This window comes from Pseudoflavonifractor sp. HNCC25GI2 (genome assembly GCF_058136395.1).
Window position 1 is genome coordinate 55,227 of sequence record NZ_JBYUOW010000003.1, and the last position, 19,907, is coordinate 75,133.

Here is a 19,907-nt window from a genome sequence, read left to right on the forward strand (position 1 = left end):
CTGAAACAGAGGGCCCGGCCCGTTTTTTCGGCTCCATTATACAAAGTTTTTTCCCCGCTGTAAAGCCGGAGACGCCCGGCGTCTCTCCGGCGTCCTGCCCCATTTTTTTACAAAAAGAAAACAAAGACTTCATATTTTTCTTGCGCAGGACTTCCAGGTCCTGTATAATATCTGCGCAAGAATTTGGGCGGACCTGATTTTCTCCCGCTGCATTGTGCCCCGGCCGGGACGGCGGGAGCAGGAAATCAGAGGTGCTGCCCCTGTGCAGGTGAATCAATATGCTCCTGGCCATTGATATTGGAAATACAAACATTGTCATCGGCGGTATCCGGGACGGAAAAATTGTCTTTGAGGCCCGGGTGGCCACCGACCACATCAAAACCTCCGATCAGTACGGGGTGGACATTAAGAATGTCCTCTCCCTCTTCGACACCAGGCCGGAGGACATTCAGGACTGCATCATCTCCTCGGTGGTGCCTCCGGTGTTCAACTCCGTGCGCACCGGTGTGATGAAGGTCATTCACAAGCCCCCTCTGGTGGTGGGGCCTGGCATCAAGACCGGACTGAACATCCAGATGGATACCCCCTCCCAGGTGGGCAGCGACCGCATTGTCATTGCCGTGGCCGCCCTGGCGGAGTATGAGCCCCCCCTGACCCTGGTGGACATGGGAACGGCCACTACCATCGAGGTAGTGGGGAAGGGGAACACCTATCTGGGCGGTTGCATCATCCCCGGCGTGCGGGTGTCCCTGGAGGCCCTTACCTCCAAGACCGCTCAGCTGCCCGGCATTCAGCTGGACCGGCCCCGGAAGGTCATCGGCAAAAACACCGTGGACTGCATGCGCAGCGGCGTGATGTACGGCGCGGCGGCCATGCTGGACGGGATGCTGGACCGGGTGGAGGAGGAGCTGGGCTTAAGCACCACCGTGGTGGCCACGGGTGGCATGGCCCAGTTTGTGGTTCCTCTGTGCCGGCGGAAGATTATCCTGGAAAAGGACCTGCTGCTGAAGGGCTTGAACGTCCTGTACCAGAAAAACATTCCCGAGCGGCGGAAAGAGGAGCGGTAAGCGGGATTTCCAGGCCGAACCCTTGACAGAAAGCGGCCCATTTCGTATAATAAACCCTGCATAACCGGCCAAAGCCGGTCTGCCACAAGCGATGCGGAAGAGGAGTACCCGGAGCGGAGAAGCTGCAGAGAGGGGACGGACGGTGCAAGTCCCTGCTTTCACCCGGAGAAGTGCCTTCCAAGCTCCGCCCCCGAACCCCGGTGCAGTAAGGGGCGGCGGTGCCCGCCGTTACCGGAGACAAGTGTGGATGTTTGACATCCAAATTCAGGTGGTACCGCGGACGATGCTTCAGTTCGCCCTGAGCCTAAATGGGCTCAGGGCGTTTTTTTATGGAGTCAGGCCGAAATACGGAAGGAGGAAGCTGATGCGATGCTGAAAACCGTCACAGACTATGACAGTGCCTGCATGGAAGAGCTGCAGTGGGTGGCGGGCAAGACCTTTGCCAAAGCGTCCATTCGGAACAAGCGGGCCGGCACCTTTGCGGCGGGCGTGGTTCTTACGGTGGGCGGTCTGGGGGTGTTTGCGTGGACCCGGGCCTGGTGGCTGCTGGCCGTGTGCGCGGTGGGACTGCTGCCCCTTTTGTGGAGCATTTTTTATTACCCCTTCACCGGCTGGGCTTCCAGCCGGAATCTGGGCAAAAACCGCATGCCCTGTGACTTCTTTATGGAGAAACGGGTCATTCTGATGACACAGGGAAAGATGCGGGAGGAATATCCCTACACCCAGTGTGCCAGGCTGATGGAGGCCGAGCGGAGCATCTACGTCTTTTTGGAGAGCGGCCGGGGCCTCATTCTGGACAAGTCCAACCTGATGGGCGGGAGCGTGGAGGAACTGCGCGCCCTGCTGCAAGAGAAAACCGGAAAGCCCCTGGAGTGGTTCGGTCGGAGACCGGCCGGTAAAAAGTAAAGGAAGCAACCCTCAAACAGAGTGAAACCATACAATTTTATTGAACAGAACAGGAGACAGACAACATGGGTATTGAATTGCCAAAGGTCTACGAGCCGCAGGAGGCGGAGGGCCGCATCTATGAAAAGTGGGAAAAGGCCGGCTGCTTCCGGGGCATCCGCGACCCCAAGAAGAAGCCCTTCACCATCGTCATGCCGCCCCCCAATGTAACGGGCCAGCTGCACATGGGTCACGCCATGGACTGCGCCCTGCAGGACATCCTCATCCGCTTCAAGCGGATGCAGGGCTACGCTGCCCTGTGGGTTCCCGGCACTGACCACGCCGGCATCGCCACCCAGATCAAGGTGGAGGAGGACCTGCGGGTCAACGAGGGCCTCACCCGCTATGACCTGGGCCGGGAAAAGTTCCTGGAGCGGGTGTGGGACTGGAAGAACAAGTTCGGCAACCGCATCGTGGAGCAGCAGAAGAAGATGGGCGCCTCCTGCGACTGGGAGCGCTCCCGCTTCACCATGGACGAGGGCTGCTCCAAGGCGGTCCGGGAGGTCTTTGTCAACCTCTACGAGAAGGGCCTCATCTACAAGGGCAGCCGCATCATCAACTGGTGCCCCCACTGCGTCACCGCCCTCTCTGATGCCGAGGTAGAGTACCAGGACAAGCCCGGCTACTTCTGGCACATCCGCTATCCCATTCAGGGCGAGGAGGGCCGCTATGTCATCGTGGCCACCACCCGGCCTGAGACCATGCTGGGCGATACCGGCGTGGCTGTCCACCCCGACGACGAGCGGTACAAGGACATTGTGGGCAAGAAGTGCATCCTGCCCCTGGTGGGCCGTGAGATGCCCATCGTGGCCGACGAGTACGTGGACATGGAGTTCGGTACCGGCTGCGTAAAGATGACCCCCGCCCACGACCCCAACGACTTCGAGGTCGGCCTGCGCCAGAATCTGGAGACCATCCGGGTGCTGGACGACAACGGCAAGGTGGTGGAAGGCTACGGCAAGTACTCCGGCATGGACCGCTACGAGGCCCGCAAGGCCATCGTGGCCGACCTGGAGGAGCAGGGCTACCTGGTGAAGGTGGAGCCCCACCAGCACAACGTGGGCACCTGCTACCGCTGCCACAGCGACGTGGAGCCCATCATCTCCGCCCAGTGGTTTGTAAAGATGAAGCCCCTGGCCGAGGAGGCCCTGCGGGTGGTTAACGACGGCGAGGTCAAGTTCGTTCCCGACCGCTTTGCCAAGACCTACACCAACTGGATGGAGAACGTCCATGACTGGTGTATCTCCCGCCAGCTGTGGTGGGGCCACCAGATCCCCGTGTGGTACTGCGACGACTGCGGCCACATGACCGTCAGCCGTGAGGATGCCTGCGAGTGTGAGAAGTGCCACTCCAAGAACATCCACCGGGACCCCGACGTGCTGGATACCTGGTTCTCTTCCGCCCTGTGGCCCTTCTCCACGCTGGGCTGGCCGGACAAGACGGAGGATCTGGACTTCTTCTATCCCACCGACGTGCTGGTCACCGGTTACGACATCATCTTCTTCTGGGTGGCCCGGATGATCTTCTCCGCCTGCGAGCAGACCAAGAAGCCCCCCTTCCACACCGTGTTCATCCACGGCCTGGTCCGGGATGACAAGGGCCGCAAGATGTCCAAGTCTCTGGGCAACGGCATTGACCCCCTGGAGATTGCCGACAAGTACGGCGCCGATGCCCTGCGCTTCAACCTGGTCACCGGCAACTCCCCCGGAAACGACATGCGCTTCTACACCGAGCGGTGCGAGGCCATGCGCAACTTTGCCAACAAGATCTGGAACGCCAGCCGCTTCCTCATGATGAACCTGACCATCGACAAGTGTGAGCTGCCGGAGAAGCTGGAGCTGGAGGACAAGTGGATCCTCTCCAAGCTGAACCGGGTCATCCCCGAGGTCACTGAGAACATGGACAAGTATGAGCTGGGTGTGGCCGCGCAGAAGATCTACGACTTCATCTGGGACGACTACTGCGACTGGTATATCGAGCTGACCAAGACCCGCCTCCAGGGCGACGACCAGGACAGCAAGGTCCGGGCCCAGCAGGTGCTGTGCTATGTGCTCACCCAGATGCTCAAGCTGCTGCACCCCTTTATGCCCTTCATCACCGAGGAGATCTGGCAGGCTCTGCCCCATGAGGGCGACTTCCTCATGCTCTCCGACTGGCCCAAGGCGAACCCCGCCCTGGACTTCCCCCAGGAGGAGCAGGCCATGGAGATCATTATGGACGCCATCCGGGCTGTCCGTACCCGCCGCAGCGAGATGAACGTGCCCCCCTCCAAGAAGGCCCACCTCACCGTGGCCACCAAGGAGGAGCAGGTCTTCAGCCTGGGCGTGCCCTTCCTGAAGAAGCTGGCTTACGCCAGCGACGTGGCCATTGTTCCCGCGGACCAGGCTCCTGCCGCTGCCGGCATGGTAGCCGTGGTTACCCACGCTGCCCAGATGTTCATCCCTCTGGGTGAGCTGGTGGACCTGGAGAAGGAGAAGGCCCGCCTGGAGAAGGAACTGAAGAAGAACACCGCAGAGCTGGAGAAGCTGAACACCAAGCTCAATAACCCCGGCTTTGTGAACAAGGCCCCCGCCAATGTGGTGGAGGCGGAGCGGGAGCGCTCCGTGAAGCTCACCGAGCTGGTGGCCAAGCTGGAGGAGCAGCTTAAGGGCATGTAACCTACTTTTCTTTCAAGAAAAGTAGGCAAAAGAACTCTCTGCGAAACTTTGTTTCGCTTCTGGGGCGCCGTGGCAACACGGCGCCCCATTTTCTTTGGGTTGACACAGGCAAGAAATGGACGTTTAATTAAAAATAGGAAACGAACCTGTGAGGAGGGATTTTTATGACAACGGTTACCCTGGGCCGCACCGGCATCGTGGCCCAAAAGCAGGCCTTTGGCTGCCTGCCCATCCAGCGCATCACGGAAGCAGAGGCGGTTCGTCTGCTCCGCCGGGCCTACGACGGAGGGATGAATTATTTTGACACCGCCCGGGCCTACACCGACAGTGAGGAGAAGGTAGGTGCCGCCTTTGCCGGCATGCGGGATAAAATTTATATTGCCACTAAGACCGCCGCGGTAACGGCGGAGGGGATGTGGAAGGACCTGGAGCAGAGCCTTCGTATGCTTCAGACGGATTACATCGATGTCTATCAGTTCCATAACCCTGCTTTTTGCCCCAGACCCGGAGGGGAGGACGGCCTATATGATGCCGCTCTGGAGGCGAAAAAACAAGGCAAAATTCGGCATATTGCCATCACTAACCACCGTCTGGCCGTGGCCCATGAGGCCATTGATTCTGGGCTTTATGAGACTCTCCAGTTTCCATACAGCTATCTGGCCGGACCTCAGGAGCAGGAGCTGGTGGACAAGTGCCGGGCGGCCAACATGGGCTTTATCGCTATGAAGGCCCTGGCAGGTGGACTTATCCGCAGCGGCTATGCGGCGGCGGCCTTCATGGAGCAGCAGCCCGACGTGTTGCCCATCTGGGGCGTTCAGCACGATTGGGAGCTGGAACAGTTCCTGGATTGTGTGAAGAATCCCCCGGAGATGACGGAGGAGTACCGGGAAATCATTGAGCGGGACCGGAAAGAGCTCTCTGGGGACTTTTGCCGGGGCTGCGGCTATTGCATGCCATGTCCCGTGGGGATTGAGATCAACAACTGTGCCCGCATGTCCCTGATGCTCCGCCGGGCACCCACGGCCGGTTGGCTGAGTCCGGAGTATCAGGCCAAGATGGAGAAGATTAAGGACTGCCTCCACTGTAACCAGTGTGTCAAGAAGTGCCCCTACGGACTGGATACCCCCCGGCTTCTGGAGCAGAACTACCAGGACTATCAGACCTATTTGAAGTGAGTAAATGTGTCAGACGCTGCGGTTCGGTTTGGACCGCGGCGTCTGTCTTTCCGGGGAAGGTTGACAAGGAACGGGAAGTTGGGTAAAATTTTCAGGTACAAGCCAATCAAATCTCAAGTGTCTCCGTGGGCGTGGGGCCCACGGGGGAGAATAGGAAACCGGGTGGAAATCCCGGACGGGACCGCCGCTGTAAGCGTGTTTCGTCTCTTCCACAGGCGAAAGCCGGTCATTGGGGAAACCTGAGAAGGCGGAGGAGACTGGAGCGGAAATAATCCGTTCCAACGCGCAAAGTCAGAAGACCTGCTTGAGAGGAGTGTACCCGAGCCCCCGGGATTGGGGCGGTATGGTGCAGCCGAAAGGAACGCGGAAAAAGGCCGCGGCAGTCCATCATGGGCCGCCGCGGCGTTTTGTTTCCCTTTCCGGCGGTTGACCCAGTGTGTATTGGCGGTATGCCGCCAGGAAAGGAAGATGTGTTTATGAGGAAAGGAAGAAGACGGGGGCTCAGTTTGCTGCTGGTCCTGGTCATGCTGCTGGGACTGCTGCCCGGCACCGCCTGGGCGGCGGGAGGAGAAGACGGAACGGTTACAGTCGAGATGAAATTTGACTATCGTTCTGTGGGCGAGCCGGAAGTTCTGGCAGAAATGTTCGAATTGAGCCTCCCTACCAATCAAACGGTGACCGTGTCCGTTGGCAGCACTATATATGACGTGCTCGAAGCAGCCAAAACGAAGGGCGGTTTTACGGTTGAGTATGATACCGGGTTCGGCGGCGTAGAAAATGGCTATGTAGTCGGTATAGGTGATATTGGGGAGATCAAGGAACTTTGCGAGAACCTTGGTGCTACTTATTCCGATTTGTTCCAGTATGCCGGTTGGACTTATACCGTAGACAATCAGGACGGAACGGGGATTCAAAATGATAAGGTAACAGAGGATTGTACAGTGCTGTTTCAGTATCAAGCGTACAGCGGTTATGTAGGACAAAAGTGGACCAATTTTGACATTCCCTTTGTAGATGCCTATTATGGCCTGAAGGAAGAACTAATCGAGGCCGAGCAGCTGAGTGAGGATACGTTCTCAGGAGATTGGGAAGCCCTTCAAAATGCCATCGCGCAGGGAAAGTCGGTTCTCACGGAGCTGGAAGAAGCGGATGACACCGCAACATTAAAAAGTGGCTTGATACTGAACTATTTGTGTTCGATGCAGACGGCCATCTGGGGTGGCAGCAATTCGCCCACAGGAAAGTTGGAGGGGGCTCTTCGGAATCTAGAGTCAGCAGTGCGGGGCGAAGCGGTCCCCGAGAAAGTTGACGTGTCCAATAATTTAGAAGAATTAACCGTGGGGCAAAGCTATACGATTACCCACACAGTGCTGCCGGAGAACGCATCCCAGGCGGTGACTTATGAGGCGATCGTGGGAGGAGACTGCTTCACTGTCAGTGAAGCAGGAGAAATTATGCCCACCAAAAGCTGCAACCTGTGTATGATACAGGTAAAAGCGGAATCTAACCCGTCGGTGAGTGCTTGGTATTCATTTAAGATTATTGATGCAGTTCAAACCGTTGGGGACGAAGAAGCGCTTCTTTCCAATATTTCTGACAGCTATCGTACCAACAGCAGTGAGTGGACGATCATGGACATGGGCGCATATGCGATGATTCGCCCTGAGGGAGCCAAACTGGACAGCCAGGTCCGGGAGTCCTATATTGATCAGACCATTTTGACGCTTTCCGGGGATCCCTCCATGGCAGAGTGCGCGAAAGGGGTCTTGATTCTTTCATCTCTGGGAGTTGATCCCACTGCACTGACACTGGTGGATGGGACTACCATAAATGCAGTGGAAAAGCTAAAGGCGTGTACCTGGGATCCGGAGGATACATTCTTTGTCTACACCGCACCCTATGTTCTGTTGGCTTACCAGCAGGGAGAATGGGGAACCGAAAAACAGGAGCAGGAACTTGTTGACTATCTCCTGGGATTGCAGAAAGAGGATGGCAGCTGGGACATTACCTGGGGCTATGATACCATGGGAATGGCGATTCAGGGACTGGCTGCATATTATGGCAAACAGGATGCAGTCACACAGGCGTTGGACCGGGCGGTGCAATATCTGCGTGACACAATCCAGGAAAACGGTTTATATCCCAATAGCTATGATGAAGGAATTTCTTCGGCGGAAGTAGCCATTGGACTGAGCGCCATTGGGGTAGACCCTGCCACCATTCAGAATTTGACTACCGGAACCAGTCTGAAGGACGGAATTCTTTCCAAAGCGAATGAGGATAATACGGCCTTTACCTACAAAGGGCAGGACAATGCCGGGACAACCGAGCGGTGTTTCCGGGCATTGATCGCTATGACCGGCGTAGTGGAGAAGCAGTCGGCCTATTCGGTATATGACTTTACCTCTATTCCCAAGACCGGGGCACAGATGTCCTGGGAGGCATGTCCGGTAAAACTTACTGTGGTACCCGGAGAGGCAACGGTTGTAGTGACCGGAAGCGACGGAGAGGAGACCGCAAAGACCGGTCAGCTGTACGATTTGTCCGCTGGTGACTACACATACACTGTGTCTTGCGAAGGTTATGTGAGCAAGACAGGCAAGTTCACCGTGACAGAGGATGAGGCGAGTGCCCATCAGCTCAAAACCGTCTATGTGTCTCTGACTTCTGAAGGAGGCCAGGGAGGTGGTGAGAGCACCAAATACATCAATGTCACGCTTAAGGTCATGGTGCCTCCGACAGATACAGATCGGATGTATATCTATAAGAATGACCGTGCACTGTATACGGATTTGCTGGAGCTGTCCATGCCTATGAAGGTGGAGTCCGGAAGCACCGTGCGCGATGTATTAATTCAGGCGTTGGACCGGCAGGGAGTGAAATACAAGGAAGTCTCCGGAGGATATTTTTCTTCCATCGGTGGATGGGAAGAACAGGGACGCTTTTCTACCTCTGGTTGGATGTATATGGTTGGCAGCCAGGTCCCCCAGCAGTCGTCTGCACAGTATGTGCTGACATCCAGCAAGGAGATTACATGGTTCTATACGGATGATTATAGTAAAGACTATGGTTCCGAATCCTGGAACGGGGGGACACAGACTGGCACTGGTGCGGAGATCAAAGAGCAGGCCGACGGCAGCTACCAGGTGACCCTGCCCAAGGATAGCACCGGCTCTGTGCTGGTGACCATCCCTAAGGTTTCCGAGGGTGATCTGCTGGTGATTGTCCACGCCGACGGCACACAGGAAGTGGTCAAGAAGTCCGTGGTTCAGGACGGCACGGCCTACCTGATGCTGGATGAGAGCGCCACCGTTAAAGTCGTGGACTACGTCAGTGACTTCAATGACGTGAAAGAGGACGCCTGGTATGCCGACGCGGTGGACTTTACCGCCGGACGCGGGCTATTCTCCGGTGTGGGCGGAGGCAGCTTCGCCCCCGACGAGACGCTGAACCGAGGGATGGTCGTGACCGTCCTGTATGCTCTGGAGGACGCCGGAGCCCAGAAGACAGCGGGCCTGTTTGACGATGTGGCCGAAGATGCCTGGTATGCCCAGGGAACGGCCTGGGCAGTGGAGGCGGGTATCGTCTCCGGCTATGGGGACGGCCAGTTCGGCCCCAATGATGCCATTACCCGGGAACAGCTGGCCCTGATGCTGTACCGCTACGCACAGTATATGAAGCTGAGCACCGGCACAGGTGCTTCTCTGGAAGTCTTTGGGGATGAGGAGGAAATTTCCTCCTGGGCCCAGCAGGCTATGTCCTGGGCAGTGAGCGCCGGGATCCTGGGCGGAACGCCCGAGGGCAATCTGAATCCGGGCGGGACCGCTACCCGGGCGGAGGCCGCTGTCATGGTGAGCCAGTTTGTGGCCTGGATGCTGAAGAGCGTATAATAGTGTGCAAAAACAATCCCGCTGGTTGAACCAGCGGGATTGTTTTCACAAAAAAGTGCATGCAAAAGCATGCAAATTAAAACTGTTATTTTGCAAATCATATACCATAATTCCACATTTTAAATGCAGATAGGAGCTATGGTTATGGACAAAAGAGAGGTTAAGAATATTGGATTGCGTGTTGCTCCCGAAATACACAAAAAACTGCGCTACATTGCAAAGTACGAAGGGAGAACCATTAACGGGCAGGCGTATTATTTAATTCTGACCTGTATTCGTGAATTTGAAAAAGAACACGGGCCAATTTCCGAGGAGGAACTGAAATGAGGTTGGGAACGGCAATTCTGAATCTGCTGTTTCCGCCCAAATGTCCCTTCTGCCATAAAGTATTGGAAGAGCCCGGAGCGGGGCTCTGTCCCGACTGTCAGACCGGGTTGCCCTGGCTGACAGAAAAGGTGGCGGAGCGCAGCGTGGAGTTTGCCGACGGCTGCTATTCCCCTCTTGCTTACCGGAACCGGGTGCGGGATGGGGTGCACCACTACAAGTTTCACCGCTGCCGGGCCAGCGCCGGTCCCTTTGGAGCGCTGATGGCCCAATGTGCCCGGGATCATCTGCCGGAGATGCCGGACGCCATTACCTGGACGCCCTTGAGCCGAAAACGGCTTCGTCAGAGAGGGTTTGACCAGGCGGAGCTGTTGGCCCGGGCGGTGGGAAAGGAGCTTGGCGTGCCCGTGGTGCCTCTTTTGGAGAAAGTCCGCAACACCCAGCCCCAGTCCTCTCTTACCGAGAAGGCCCAGCGGGAGGCAAACGCCAGGGGAGCCTACCGTCTGCGCGCCGGTGTGCAGGTGTCGGGCCAGCGGCTGCTGCTGGTGGACGATGTGGTGACCTCTGGTTCCACGCTGGGGGAGTGCGCCTATCTGCTGAAGCAGGGCGGAGCACAGCGGGTGTGGTGCCTCACACTGGCCCAGGCAAGACAGAAGGGAGAAAAGGCGGAGCAGAGGAAAATTTAAGGAAGAAACGGTTGAAAACCATAGTTTGACCCGTTATAATAAAATAAGCTATGATAGGATTCCTGTGGAAACGGGTTATACTAAAAAATATTTTAACTATAAGGTGGAACATTGCTATGGGTCTGTTCAGCAAGGATATCGGTATCGATTTGGGTACCGCTTCTGTTTTGGTATATATCAAGGGCAAGGGCGTGGTGCTGCGGGAGCCTTCCGTGGTTGCCATGGACAAGAATACGGGCAAGCTGCTGAAGGTGGGCACCGAGGCTGAGGCCATGCTGGGCCGTACCCCCGGGAACATTGTGGCTATGCGTCCTCTGCGGGATGGCGTGATCTCCGATTACGACATGACCGAGCGCATGCTCAAGGAGTTTATCAAGAAGGTCACCACCTTCTCCGTTTTCAAGCCCCGCCTGCTGATCTGCGTCCCCTCGGGCATTACCGAGGTGGAGGAGCGTGCTGTGGTAGACGCCGGCATTCAGGCTGGTGCCCGCCGGGCCTACCTCATTGAGGAGCCGGTGGCTGCTGCCATCGGCGCCGGCATCGACATCACCAAGCCCGACGGCCACATGGTGGTGGACATCGGTGGCGGTACCGCCGACATCGCTGTCATTTCCCTGGGCGGCGTGGTGGAGTCTGCTTCCATCAAGACCGCCGGTGACAAGTTCGACGAGGCGGTGGTCAAGTATATCCGCCGCAAGCACAACGTCCTCATCGGCGACCGTACCGCTGAGGAACTGAAGAAGACCATCGGCTGCGTCTTCCCCCGTCCCGAAGAGGTCACCATGGAGATCAAGGGCCGCTGTCTGATGACTGGCCTGCCCCGTGTGTTCTCCGTCTCCTCAGGTGAGATGATTGAGGCCTTTGAGGAGGTATCCAGCCGCATTCTGGAGGCCATCCACGCCGTCCTGGAGCGTACGCCCCCCGAACTGGTGGCCGACATCTCCACCAACGGCATCGTGATGACCGGCGGCGGCAGCCTGGTCTGGGGCTTTGACAAGCTGGTAGAGTCCCACACCGGCATTGAGACCCACGTGGCGGATGACGCCATTTCCTGTGTGGCCTTCGGTACCGGCAAGAGCCTGGACAGCCTGGACCAGATGCAGGACGGAACCATGAATCTGTCCCGCCGCCGTCAGATGAGCTACTAATCCGCCCGGAACGGCGAGACAGACGAGAGGAGCAACCATATGGCACTGCACGAATCGGGGGAGGACTACCTGGAGGCAATCCTGGTGCTCCAGGAGCAGAAGGGAATTGTCCACTCCATTGATGTGGCCCAGCACCTGGGTTACAGCAAGCCTTCGGTAAGCCGTGCCATGTCCATCCTCCGCGCCAGCGGCCACATTGTGATGGAAAAGGACGGGCAGTTAAAGCTGACCGAGGAGGGAATGCGGGTGGCGGCCAGCATCTATGAGCGGCACAAGCTGCTCACCAACTGGCTGATCCATCTGGGTGTTTCCCAGGAAACCGCGGCTGAGGACGCCTGCAAAATCGAGCACGACATCAGTGAGGAGACCTTCCAGTGCTTGAAGCGGCACGCCCAGGAGCCCGGCGCATAATGGCATGAAAACGGCGCGGAGCAGCGTTGCTGTTCCGCGCCTTCCTTATAGCGGCATCTTGTACCGGGTAAGAACGCTTACATCATGACACCGCCTGCACCAACAGGCGAATTTTGGAGAAAGAAGGAGAATACTTGAATCTGCAAGACATCCTGTCCGGCCTGACCAGCGGGCTGAAAGTGAGCCTGAACCTGTCTGTGGGCAGCATTATACGGGTTGTGTTCCTGGTTCTGGCGGGCGTCATCCTAATCCGCATCCTCACCAAGCTGGTGGGGCGGATGCTGGAGCGTTCCAAGGCGCTGGCCTCTCTGCGGGTTTACATTCTGTCGGTGTTTCGCATTGGGCTGTGGTTTTTGCTGGTGCTGATTGCGGCTGAGTCGGTGGGAATTCCCACGGGCTCCATTATTGCACTGCTGAGTGTGGCCGGTCTGGCGGTCTCCCTGGCGCTGCAGAATACGCTGTCCAACGTTGCGGGCGGCATTACGCTGCTTGTCACAAAGCCCTTCCAGGTGGGAGACTATGTGGAGGCGGACGGGGTGAGCGGTACCGTCAAGGCGGTGGATCTGTCCTATACCACCTTTACCACCATTGATAATAAGGAAATCTTCATTCCCAACAGTCAGTTGTCTTCCGTGAAGATTGTAAACTATACCGCCTCGGGCAAGCGGCGGGTGGACCTGAATTTCAGTGCCTCCTATGACGCCCCCACCCAGACGGTCAAGGATGCCATCCGGGAAGTGGTGGACTCCATTCCTCAGATTATCCGGGATCCGGAGCCTGTCATCTGGCTGTCCGCCTATGAATCCAGCAGCATCCAATATGTAGTGCGGGCCTGGACCACCACGGAGGACTACTGGGACGTGTACTATACCCTTCTGGAGGGGGTGCGGGATTCCTTTGCCCGCCACGGGGTGGAGATGACCTATGACCACCTGAATGTCCACCTGATGAAGGAAGAGTAAAAAGCTGTCCCTAAACGCACTTCATATACGGTGAATTCGGAGACCGCCTGTCAGGGCGGTCTCTTCTTTTTTCGAATGCGGACAAGAAAAAGCAATCTGGGTCACATTCCGCCCCCGGGGCCTTCAGGGCATGGACAGCCCGTGGAGAAATCCGTCCAGCTGGGGGGAGAGCACCTCGCCGCCGATGACGGTGTTTTTGTAGAGAAGCAGATTGGCCTGGACCCCCTGCTCCCCGGTGGGATAGTTGGTGATCTCGTAAGTGTAGCGCTTGACCCGTTTGCCGGCATATTTGGTCAGATCAAAGCCCTGATCGGACTGGAGTGCCAGATATTCGTCGTAGCTCTCGTCCATCTCCTCGGGAATAAGCAGCTCCTGGGTAGCCAAGGGCTCGGAATTTACCTCCCAGCCAAAGGTGCGCAGATAGTCCACCCGGTCCTCATTGCTCTTGACGCCTGTGGGGTCCGGCCCTGCGGGGGCGGACACCTCCCAGGAATCGGAGCGAGTCAGATTCAGTACCAGGGCGCAGCAGCAGGCCAGTGCCGCCATAGCCGCGCCAAAGGCCAGTTTCCGCCGGGGAATTTTGGCGGTTACAATCAACACAGCACATTCTCCTTCCGTTGAGGGTGTTCTCCCTTCAACCTATGCGGAGGTGATTGTGCTTATACCCCAGGTTCCTCAGAAAATAAACTCCAGCCCCGGCCTGCCCTGGCGGATGCTCTCTACCAGAACACAGTAGGGGGGATGGGAGGGACTGTGCTGAAGAAGCTGGATTCGTTTTGGCTCCAGACCGGCCGCCCGAAGGGCGGCAAACAGATCTACCAGCCGCTCTGGCCGGTGGCACAGGGCAAAGCGGCCCCCGTTCCGGGTCAGCCGGCCGGCCGCGGCGCACAGCTCAGTCAGGCTGCATTGCTCCTCACTGCGGGCGGCACCGCCGCTGGTTCCCAACCCCATCGGGAAGTAAGGGGGATTGGACACCACCAGCTCAAATCCACCGGCAGAGAGGGGCGCACGGCGCAGGTCCTCCTGGACAATGGTTCCCTCCAGACCGTTTTGTTCCAGGTTTTCCCGGGCGGTCCGGGCGGCCAGAGGGTCCAGCTCCACTCCGTGCAGGGAGAGTTTCCCCTGACGGCGGGCCAGCAGCAGAAGCAGAGCCCCGCTGCCAGTGCCCAGGTCACATACCCGCCAGCCGGGGCGAACCGTGGCAAAGCCCCCCAGCGCCAGCGTGTCCTGCCCTAAGGGGAAGACACCGTCCGGCCAGGTAAGGGTGTAAGGTCCCAGTTGTTCTCGTCCTGCCATGTGTTCCGCCTCCTTCCAAGTGAGAAAAGCATACCATATTCAGGCGGTCTATGCTATAATAATGTCTGCTGAATAAACCGCAATGCGGTTTGTTCGCGCGGCGGTAGCCGCGCAATTCTATAAAAACGGCTCAAAGTGGCCATTTTTATAGAATTTAGTCATTGTTACAATGCGTATTTCCGTTGGCGCATTGAGACGCACCAACGGAAAGTGTAAGGTTTTGGACGAGACCGCCCAAAACCTTACACTGAACAAAGCCAATTGGCTTTGTTCAGTGCGCATGATAATAATGTCTACTGAATCCAACCGACAAAGGAGAATGTGACATGGCAGGCACCCTCTATCTGGTCCCCACCCCCATTGGAAACCTGGGAGACATCTCAAAACGCATGGCAGATACCTTGGCCCAGGTGGATTTTGTGGCGGCAGAGGACACACGGGTGTCGCTGAAGCTGCTCAACCACCTGGATATCAAAAAGCCCATGCTTTCCTATCACCGCCACAATACCCAGACCGGCGGTCCACAGGTGCTGGCCAGGCTGCGGGCGGGCGAGAACGGAGCGCTGGTCACAGACGCGGGCATGCCCGCCATTTCCGACCCAGGAGAGGAGCTGGTGGCCCAGTGTGTGGAGGAGGGGATCCCGGTGGTGGCCCTGCCCGGCCCCTGTGCGCTGGTGACCGCTCTGGCCGTCTCCGGGCAGCCCACGGGCCGGTTTACCTTTGAGGGCTTTCTGGCCATGAACAAGAAAAACCGCCGGGCTCACCTGGAGTCCCTGCGGGGAGAAGAGCGTACCATGATTTTCTATGAAGCGCCCCACAAGCTTGCGGCCACGCTGGAAGATCTGGCCCAGGTGTTTGGCGGGGACCGGCCGGTCTCCCTGTGCCGGGAGCTGACCAAGCTCCATGAGGAGGTGCTGCGTACCACCCTGGGGCAGGCGGCGGAGTACTACCGGAATACCCCGCCCAAAGGGGAATTTGTGCTGGTGGTGCGGGGAGCGCAGCCCCAGGCGGAGCAGGAGGCCACCCTGGAGGACGGACTTGCCCTGGTGGAGCGGCTGCGGGAAGAGGGACTCTCCCTACGGGACGCGGTCAAACGGGCCGCCAAGGAGCTGGGCCTGTCCCGGAACCAGCTTTACGACTGTGCCTTAAATGGAGATAAATAAATTAGAAGACAGGATATAAAAAATCCGCCCTTTTTTGAAAAGGGCGGATTTTTTATGCATATACAGAAAGCGGTACGAGGGAAAGGTTTTAGTCCCGCTCGCCGGAGAGAAGAGCCTTGATGCAGTTCTGGCAGACGTTCTTTCCGCGGAAGGAGACAACGTCCTTCGCTTCGTCACAGAAGATGCAGGTGGGCTGATACTTTTTCAGCACAATGGAGGGGCCGTCCATATAGATTTCCAGGCTGTCCTTCTCTGCAATATCCAGGGTGCGTCTCAATTCTATCGGAAGTACAATGCGGCCCAATTCATCTACTTTCCGAACGATACCGGTAGATTTCATGAAATCCTTCCTTTCTCTTTTCCAGTGGGGTGGGGTGTGAGCAGACCTTGCCGGAAAAGGGGGGGCGCCCTGACAGCAAGGAAAATATTCGTAAGAATATTCTACTACAAAGATAGGTTCTGTCAACAGTTTTTAAAAGATAAAATGCAAAAAAATGCGAGAAAAGCAGGAAAAATATAGCGAAAATTGGCAAAAATAGGTAGAAAATGGCGAATGAAAAATCCGGTATCAACCACCGGGCTTGCCCGTATATATGGACAAGAGGGGGCGAGAGGATGGCAATGACGGCTATTTGGACCGGAATGGTTGTGATCTCAGTATTATGCGGGCTGGCGACCGGCCAGGGAGCGGAGGTAGCGGCGGCGGCAATGGAAGGGACGGGGGCTGCGGTGGAGCTGAGCTTGTCCATTGCTGGGATGATGTGCCTGTGGACGGGAATCATGGAGGTCATGCGGCAGGCGGGGCTGGCGGAGAAGCTCTCACGGCTGCTGGCCCCGGTTCTGAAACGGCTTTTTCCCCAGGTGGCAAAGGACCGGGCCATTATGGACAGCATCTCGGCCAATGTGTCTGCAAACCTCCTGGGCTTGGGTAATGCGGCAACTCCCCTGGGACTGGAGGCGGCCAGGAGAATGGGGGAAAAGAGCGGTGGTACGGCCTCCGATGCCCTGTGTATGCTGGTGGTGTGCAATACTGCCTCCATCCAGCTGATCCCCACCACTGTGGCGGCTGTTCGGGCCGGAGCGGGGAGCCAGGCTCCCTTTGATATTCTGCCGGCGGTGTGGTTGGCCTCAGCCATATCTGTGAGCGTGGGCATCGGGGCCTGTAAGGTGCTGGCCCGGCTTTGGAGGGACTGAGATGGCGGAGCTCTTTTTTACCATGCTGGTTCCCTTTACCATCGCGGGAGTAGCCCTGTATGGCGCGGCACGGCGGGTGGATGTTTATTCGGCCTTAGTGCATGGGGCCGGAGAGGGACTGAGTACGCTGGTGCGCATTGTTCCCGCCCTTATCGGCCTGATGGCAGCGGTCTACATGCTGCGTGCCTCGGGAGCGCTGGAGCTGGCTGCAGAGTGGCTGGCGCCGCTGCTGGAGCGGGCCGGTCTGCCTGCTGAGCTGCTGCCCCTCATGCTGGTGCGTCCGGTGAGCGGCTCGGCCGCTCTGGGCGTTGGGGCTGAGCTGATGGAGACCTATGGCCCGGACTCCCTGTTGGGACGGACGGCGGCGGTGATGCTGGGGTCTACCGAGACTACCTTCTATACCATCGCGGTCTATTTTGGCGCGGTGGGAATTACCCGCACCCGCTACGCGGTGCCGGCGGCCTTATGCGCGGATTTGGCCGGATTTCTGGCCTCCGCCTGGGCGGTGCGGCTGTTTTTTGGCAATTAAGGGGAGAAAACTCCCGGCCCAATGGTTCGGCCGGGAGTTTTTAATGCGATTCTTTTGTCTCGGTGAACTGATGGGGTTCGGGAGGTGTGATGGGCGCATCATCCTCCATGTGGGTAAAGTAGTCCTGCTCCTGAAGCACGGGCTTGCGCTTCCGGGCAATAGCCAGGATACAGGGATAAAGCACTACGGCCACCAGGCCACCGGAAAAGCCGTTGTTATAGAGGTTCATTCCGGCTACCGGAGTTCCGGTGTATAACACAACGGAGGCATGGAGAAAGCCGGCCAGCACGCCGTAGGGCCAGCCGAAGTATCCGGAGACCGGGGCCAGGGTGGTGCAGAACAGACAGGCCAGCTGCACGGCGGAGTCGTCCAGGGACCAGTGCATCACAAAGCTGCCCAAGATAACACCTATCATAGGGGGGAGAATATTGAACGCGTGCTTGCCAAAGGCAGAGAACCCCATGATGGTGAGAATTCCGCCCACAGTGGGACCGTTCAGGTCTCCGCCGATGGCCAAAATAAACAGGGTCCCGATAAGCCCATTGATACCGGAATTGATCATCACCGGAGCCGGACCAAACATACGCAGGTAGTCGCTGGGGGCCCGACCGCTGGTTTGAAGCAGGCGCCGGTAGCCGGCCCATGAGGCCCAAAGGGGGAGTCTGCACAGAAACAGGCCGGAGAAAATCAGCAGCAGGCACAGCACTACCAGCATGGGCAGGAAAATTTTGTTGCAGCCCTGGGCCCAGCGGTAGTGGGTGGTGGGGTCTGCCCCAAGGGAACTCATCAGCGGGACGCAGATAAAGGCGACCAATCCGCAGGCAAAGCCCACGTTGTAGAGGTTCATGCCGTTCTGGATCCGGTAGGTGTAGGCAGCCAGAGGAGGCACAATAAAGCCGATAACCAGGCCGATGAGCGCACCGGACAGGGGAGTGCCCCAGCCGTTGTCCAGGGCGATGTAGCTGATGACCGGGGCCAGGGCAGTGGACATCAGACCGATGTTGACATAGGAGGCGTAGGGCTCTTTGCGGTATTTGGCGTACAGCCAGGAGCCCAACAGAATGGGCCAGATATTTACAAAGTTTTTGCCAAACAAAGAGAACCCGGACATGAGGCCGATGACCACCAGCGTCATACCATTCAGTACGTCCTTAGAAAAGATCAGTACGCACAGGGAAATGGCGGTGACCAGGGCGGAGTTCACCAGTGCAGCGCCCACACCGGCCACCATGACGTAGTCGGTGATGAGGGCATCCTCAGTGAGGACAATGGCCTTCAGACCGGCGAGAATATTCTCCGGGGTGTCCAGCAGAAAGCCGGTCAGGGCCAGCAGAGCGGCGTAGGCCCACAGATAGGGGAGCATTTTGTTGTAGCGGGTGTGCTGGGAAACGGAGGGAGGGGACGGCAGTTGGCCCATGGATTCGACTTCCTTTCCTGTAAAATCGGTGTCAGGGGGTCAAGTGCAGTTCAGCCGCGGCGACGGAAATAGTCCCGCGTCTGCTCTACGTTGCGGCCAATCTCCTCCGAAAGAGCCTGCAGAGAGGGGAACTTCTGCTCCCCGCGCAGGTATTTGAAAAACTCCATCCGCATGGGGTGCCCATACAGATCGCCGTCAAAGTCCAGCAGGAAGCCCTCCACGGTGACCCGGCCGTCATTTTCATCCACCGTGGGGCGGACGCCTACATTGGTGACCGCGCACCGACACTGGCCGTCGAACCAGACCCGGGTGGCGTAGACACCAAAGGCGGGAACGATGACACGCTCAGGGATTTTCAGGTTGACCGTGGGGAAGCCCAGTGAGGAGCCGCCAATGTGCTTCCCGTGGGAGACCCGGTCGGAAAGAATGTGGGGGTGGCCCAAAAACTGGGTGGCCCGTTCCATTTCGCCCTGGGCAATGAGGGTACGGATGTAGGTGGAGGAGATGGTAATCCCGTCCTGCTCCACCTTGGGAATAATGTCGTAGCCGATTCCCAGCTGCGCGCACTTTTCCCGCAGACGCTCGGGGTTTCCCTTGCCCATGTAGCCGAAGTGAAAATCATGCCCGGCTACCACATGGACAACACCCAGCTCCTTGACCAGATACTGGAGGATAAAATCCTCCCAGTCCATGCGCATCATGGCGTCGAAGGAAGCCACAATTACCTCTTTGATGCCATAATAGTGGCGCATCAGCCAGATGCGGTCCTCCACCGAACTGAGCAGCGGGACGCTTTGACCAGTAATTGCAGCGCCGGGGTGCTGATCGAAGGTAAAGGCACAGGGAACAGCCCCCAGCCGGTCAGCAGCAGTCGTCACAGCCCGGAGCAGCGCTCCGTGGCCAAGGTGAACGCCGTCAAAGAAGCCGAGAGCGATCACCCGGTTTTGGTTGTTAGCCATAGTCTCTCTCCTAAGAAATGGTATGTACGGCGTTCACCTGCGAACGCCAGTGAGCCGCCCTGTGGGGCGGAGGAGCGGCGCGGA

The 19,907-nt window shown here is 57.8% G+C and carries 18 protein-coding genes, 1 riboswitch and 1 other annotated feature; of the genes, 13 read left to right on the plus strand and 5 right to left on the minus strand.

Going from position 1 to position 19,907, the window contains the following annotated elements:
• Nucleotides 1-278: 278 nt before the first annotated feature.
• From AC3YUO_RS05195 to AC3YUO_RS05240, 10 genes are all read left to right on the plus strand, one after another.
• Nucleotides 279-1,067 (plus strand): type III pantothenate kinase, encoded by a 789-nt coding sequence (locus AC3YUO_RS05195; protein WP_489961977.1) that lies wholly within the window; start codon nt 279-281, stop codon nt 1,065-1,067.
• A gap of 82 nt (nt 1,068-1,149) precedes the next feature.
• Nucleotides 1,150-1,371 (plus strand) — a binding site (T-box leader).
• A 65-nt stretch (nt 1,372-1,436) separates the two neighbouring features.
• The gene (locus AC3YUO_RS05200) at nt 1,437-1,973 is read left to right on the plus strand and encodes a YcxB family protein (RefSeq protein WP_489961978.1); all 537 of its coding nucleotides are present in this window, start codon (nt 1,437-1,439) and stop codon (nt 1,971-1,973) included.
• 65 nt (nt 1,974-2,038) lie between these two features.
• On the plus strand, nt 2,039-4,669 hold the full coding sequence (locus tag AC3YUO_RS05205; protein ID WP_489961979.1) for a valine--tRNA ligase: 2,631 nt from the start codon (nt 2,039-2,041) through the stop codon (nt 4,667-4,669).
• 164 nt (nt 4,670-4,833) lie between these two features.
• Nucleotides 4,834-5,844 carry an aldo/keto reductase gene (locus AC3YUO_RS05210; protein ID WP_489961980.1) on the plus strand — a complete coding sequence of 337 codons (1,011 nt, stop codon included), beginning with the start codon at nt 4,834-4,836 and terminating at the stop codon, nt 5,842-5,844.
• Nucleotides 5,845-5,947: 103 nt separating this feature from the next.
• A riboswitch (cobalamin riboswitch) is annotated at nt 5,948-6,166 on the plus strand.
• A gap of 154 nt (nt 6,167-6,320) precedes the next feature.
• Nucleotides 6,321-9,734 carry an S-layer homology domain-containing protein gene (locus AC3YUO_RS05215; protein ID WP_489961981.1) on the plus strand — a complete coding sequence of 1,138 codons (3,414 nt, stop codon included), beginning with the start codon at nt 6,321-6,323 and terminating at the stop codon, nt 9,732-9,734.
• A 144-nt stretch (nt 9,735-9,878) separates the two neighbouring features.
• Nucleotides 9,879-10,061 (plus strand): hypothetical protein, encoded by a 183-nt coding sequence (locus AC3YUO_RS05220; RefSeq protein WP_489961982.1) that lies wholly within the window; start codon nt 9,879-9,881, stop codon nt 10,059-10,061.
• Nucleotides 10,058-10,744, plus strand: coding sequence for a ComF family protein (locus tag AC3YUO_RS05225; protein WP_489961983.1), 687 nt, complete (start codon nt 10,058-10,060; stop codon nt 10,742-10,744). Before AC3YUO_RS05220 ends, AC3YUO_RS05225 begins: the two co-directional genes overlap by 4 nt.
• Nucleotides 10,745-10,860: 116 nt before the next feature.
• Nucleotides 10,861-11,892, plus strand: coding sequence for a rod shape-determining protein (locus AC3YUO_RS05230; protein ID WP_489961984.1), 1,032 nt, complete (start codon nt 10,861-10,863; stop codon nt 11,890-11,892).
• Between the two features lie 39 nt (nt 11,893-11,931).
• Nucleotides 11,932-12,303 carry a metal-dependent transcriptional regulator gene (locus AC3YUO_RS05235; RefSeq protein ID WP_489961985.1) on the plus strand — a complete coding sequence of 124 codons (372 nt, stop codon included), beginning with the start codon at nt 11,932-11,934 and terminating at the stop codon, nt 12,301-12,303.
• A 134-nt stretch (nt 12,304-12,437) separates the two neighbouring features.
• A complete protein-coding gene (locus AC3YUO_RS05240) occupies nt 12,438-13,265 on the plus strand; it encodes a mechanosensitive ion channel family protein (RefSeq protein ID WP_489961986.1) in 828 nt (275 codons plus the stop codon).
• Between the two features lie 123 nt (nt 13,266-13,388).
• On the opposite strand, the gene AC3YUO_RS05245 is transcribed toward AC3YUO_RS05240, so the two are convergent.
• Both AC3YUO_RS05245 and AC3YUO_RS05250 read right to left on the minus strand, forming a co-directional pair.
• On the minus strand, nt 13,389-13,865 hold the full coding sequence (locus tag AC3YUO_RS05245) for a DUF4830 domain-containing protein (protein WP_489961987.1): 477 nt from the start codon (nt 13,863-13,865) through the stop codon (nt 13,389-13,391).
• A gap of 75 nt (nt 13,866-13,940) precedes the next feature.
• Nucleotides 13,941-14,561 (minus strand): tRNA1(Val) (adenine(37)-N6)-methyltransferase, encoded by a 621-nt coding sequence (locus AC3YUO_RS05250; protein WP_489961988.1) that lies wholly within the window; start codon nt 14,559-14,561, stop codon nt 13,941-13,943.
• A 326-nt stretch (nt 14,562-14,887) separates the two neighbouring features.
• Between AC3YUO_RS05250 and rsmI the strand changes: the two genes are divergently transcribed.
• A complete protein-coding gene (gene rsmI, locus AC3YUO_RS05255; RefSeq protein ID WP_489961989.1) occupies nt 14,888-15,724 on the plus strand; it encodes a 16S rRNA (cytidine(1402)-2'-O)-methyltransferase in 837 nt (278 codons plus the stop codon).
• An 88-nt stretch (nt 15,725-15,812) separates the two neighbouring features.
• On the opposite strand, the gene AC3YUO_RS05260 is transcribed toward rsmI, so the two are convergent.
• A complete protein-coding gene (locus tag AC3YUO_RS05260) occupies nt 15,813-16,064 on the minus strand; it encodes an AbrB/MazE/SpoVT family DNA-binding domain-containing protein (RefSeq protein ID WP_489961990.1) in 252 nt (83 codons plus the stop codon).
• Nucleotides 16,065-16,366: 302 nt separating this feature from the next.
• On the opposite strand from AC3YUO_RS05260, the gene AC3YUO_RS05265 reads away from it, so the two are divergent.
• Together AC3YUO_RS05265 and AC3YUO_RS05270 are read left to right on the plus strand one after the other, a co-directional pair.
• Nucleotides 16,367-16,918, plus strand: a complete 552-nt coding sequence (locus AC3YUO_RS05265) for a nucleoside recognition domain-containing protein (protein ID WP_489962226.1) — start codon at nt 16,367-16,369, stop codon at nt 16,916-16,918.
• Between the two features lies 1 nt (nt 16,919).
• A complete protein-coding gene (locus AC3YUO_RS05270) occupies nt 16,920-17,447 on the plus strand; it encodes a spore maturation protein (protein WP_489961991.1) in 528 nt (175 codons plus the stop codon).
• 40 nt (nt 17,448-17,487) lie between these two features.
• Here AC3YUO_RS05270 and AC3YUO_RS05275 read toward each other — a convergent pair whose 3' ends face one another.
• Together AC3YUO_RS05275 and ribF are read right to left on the minus strand one after the other, a co-directional pair.
• Nucleotides 17,488-18,864 carry a DUF1576 domain-containing protein gene (locus AC3YUO_RS05275; protein ID WP_489961992.1) on the minus strand — a complete coding sequence of 459 codons (1,377 nt, stop codon included), beginning with the start codon at nt 18,862-18,864 and terminating at the stop codon, nt 17,488-17,490.
• 50 nt (nt 18,865-18,914) lie between these two features.
• Nucleotides 18,915-19,823, minus strand: coding sequence for a riboflavin biosynthesis protein RibF (gene ribF, locus AC3YUO_RS05280; RefSeq protein WP_489961993.1), 909 nt, complete (start codon nt 19,821-19,823; stop codon nt 18,915-18,917).
• Nucleotides 19,824-19,907: the final 84 nt, after the last annotated feature.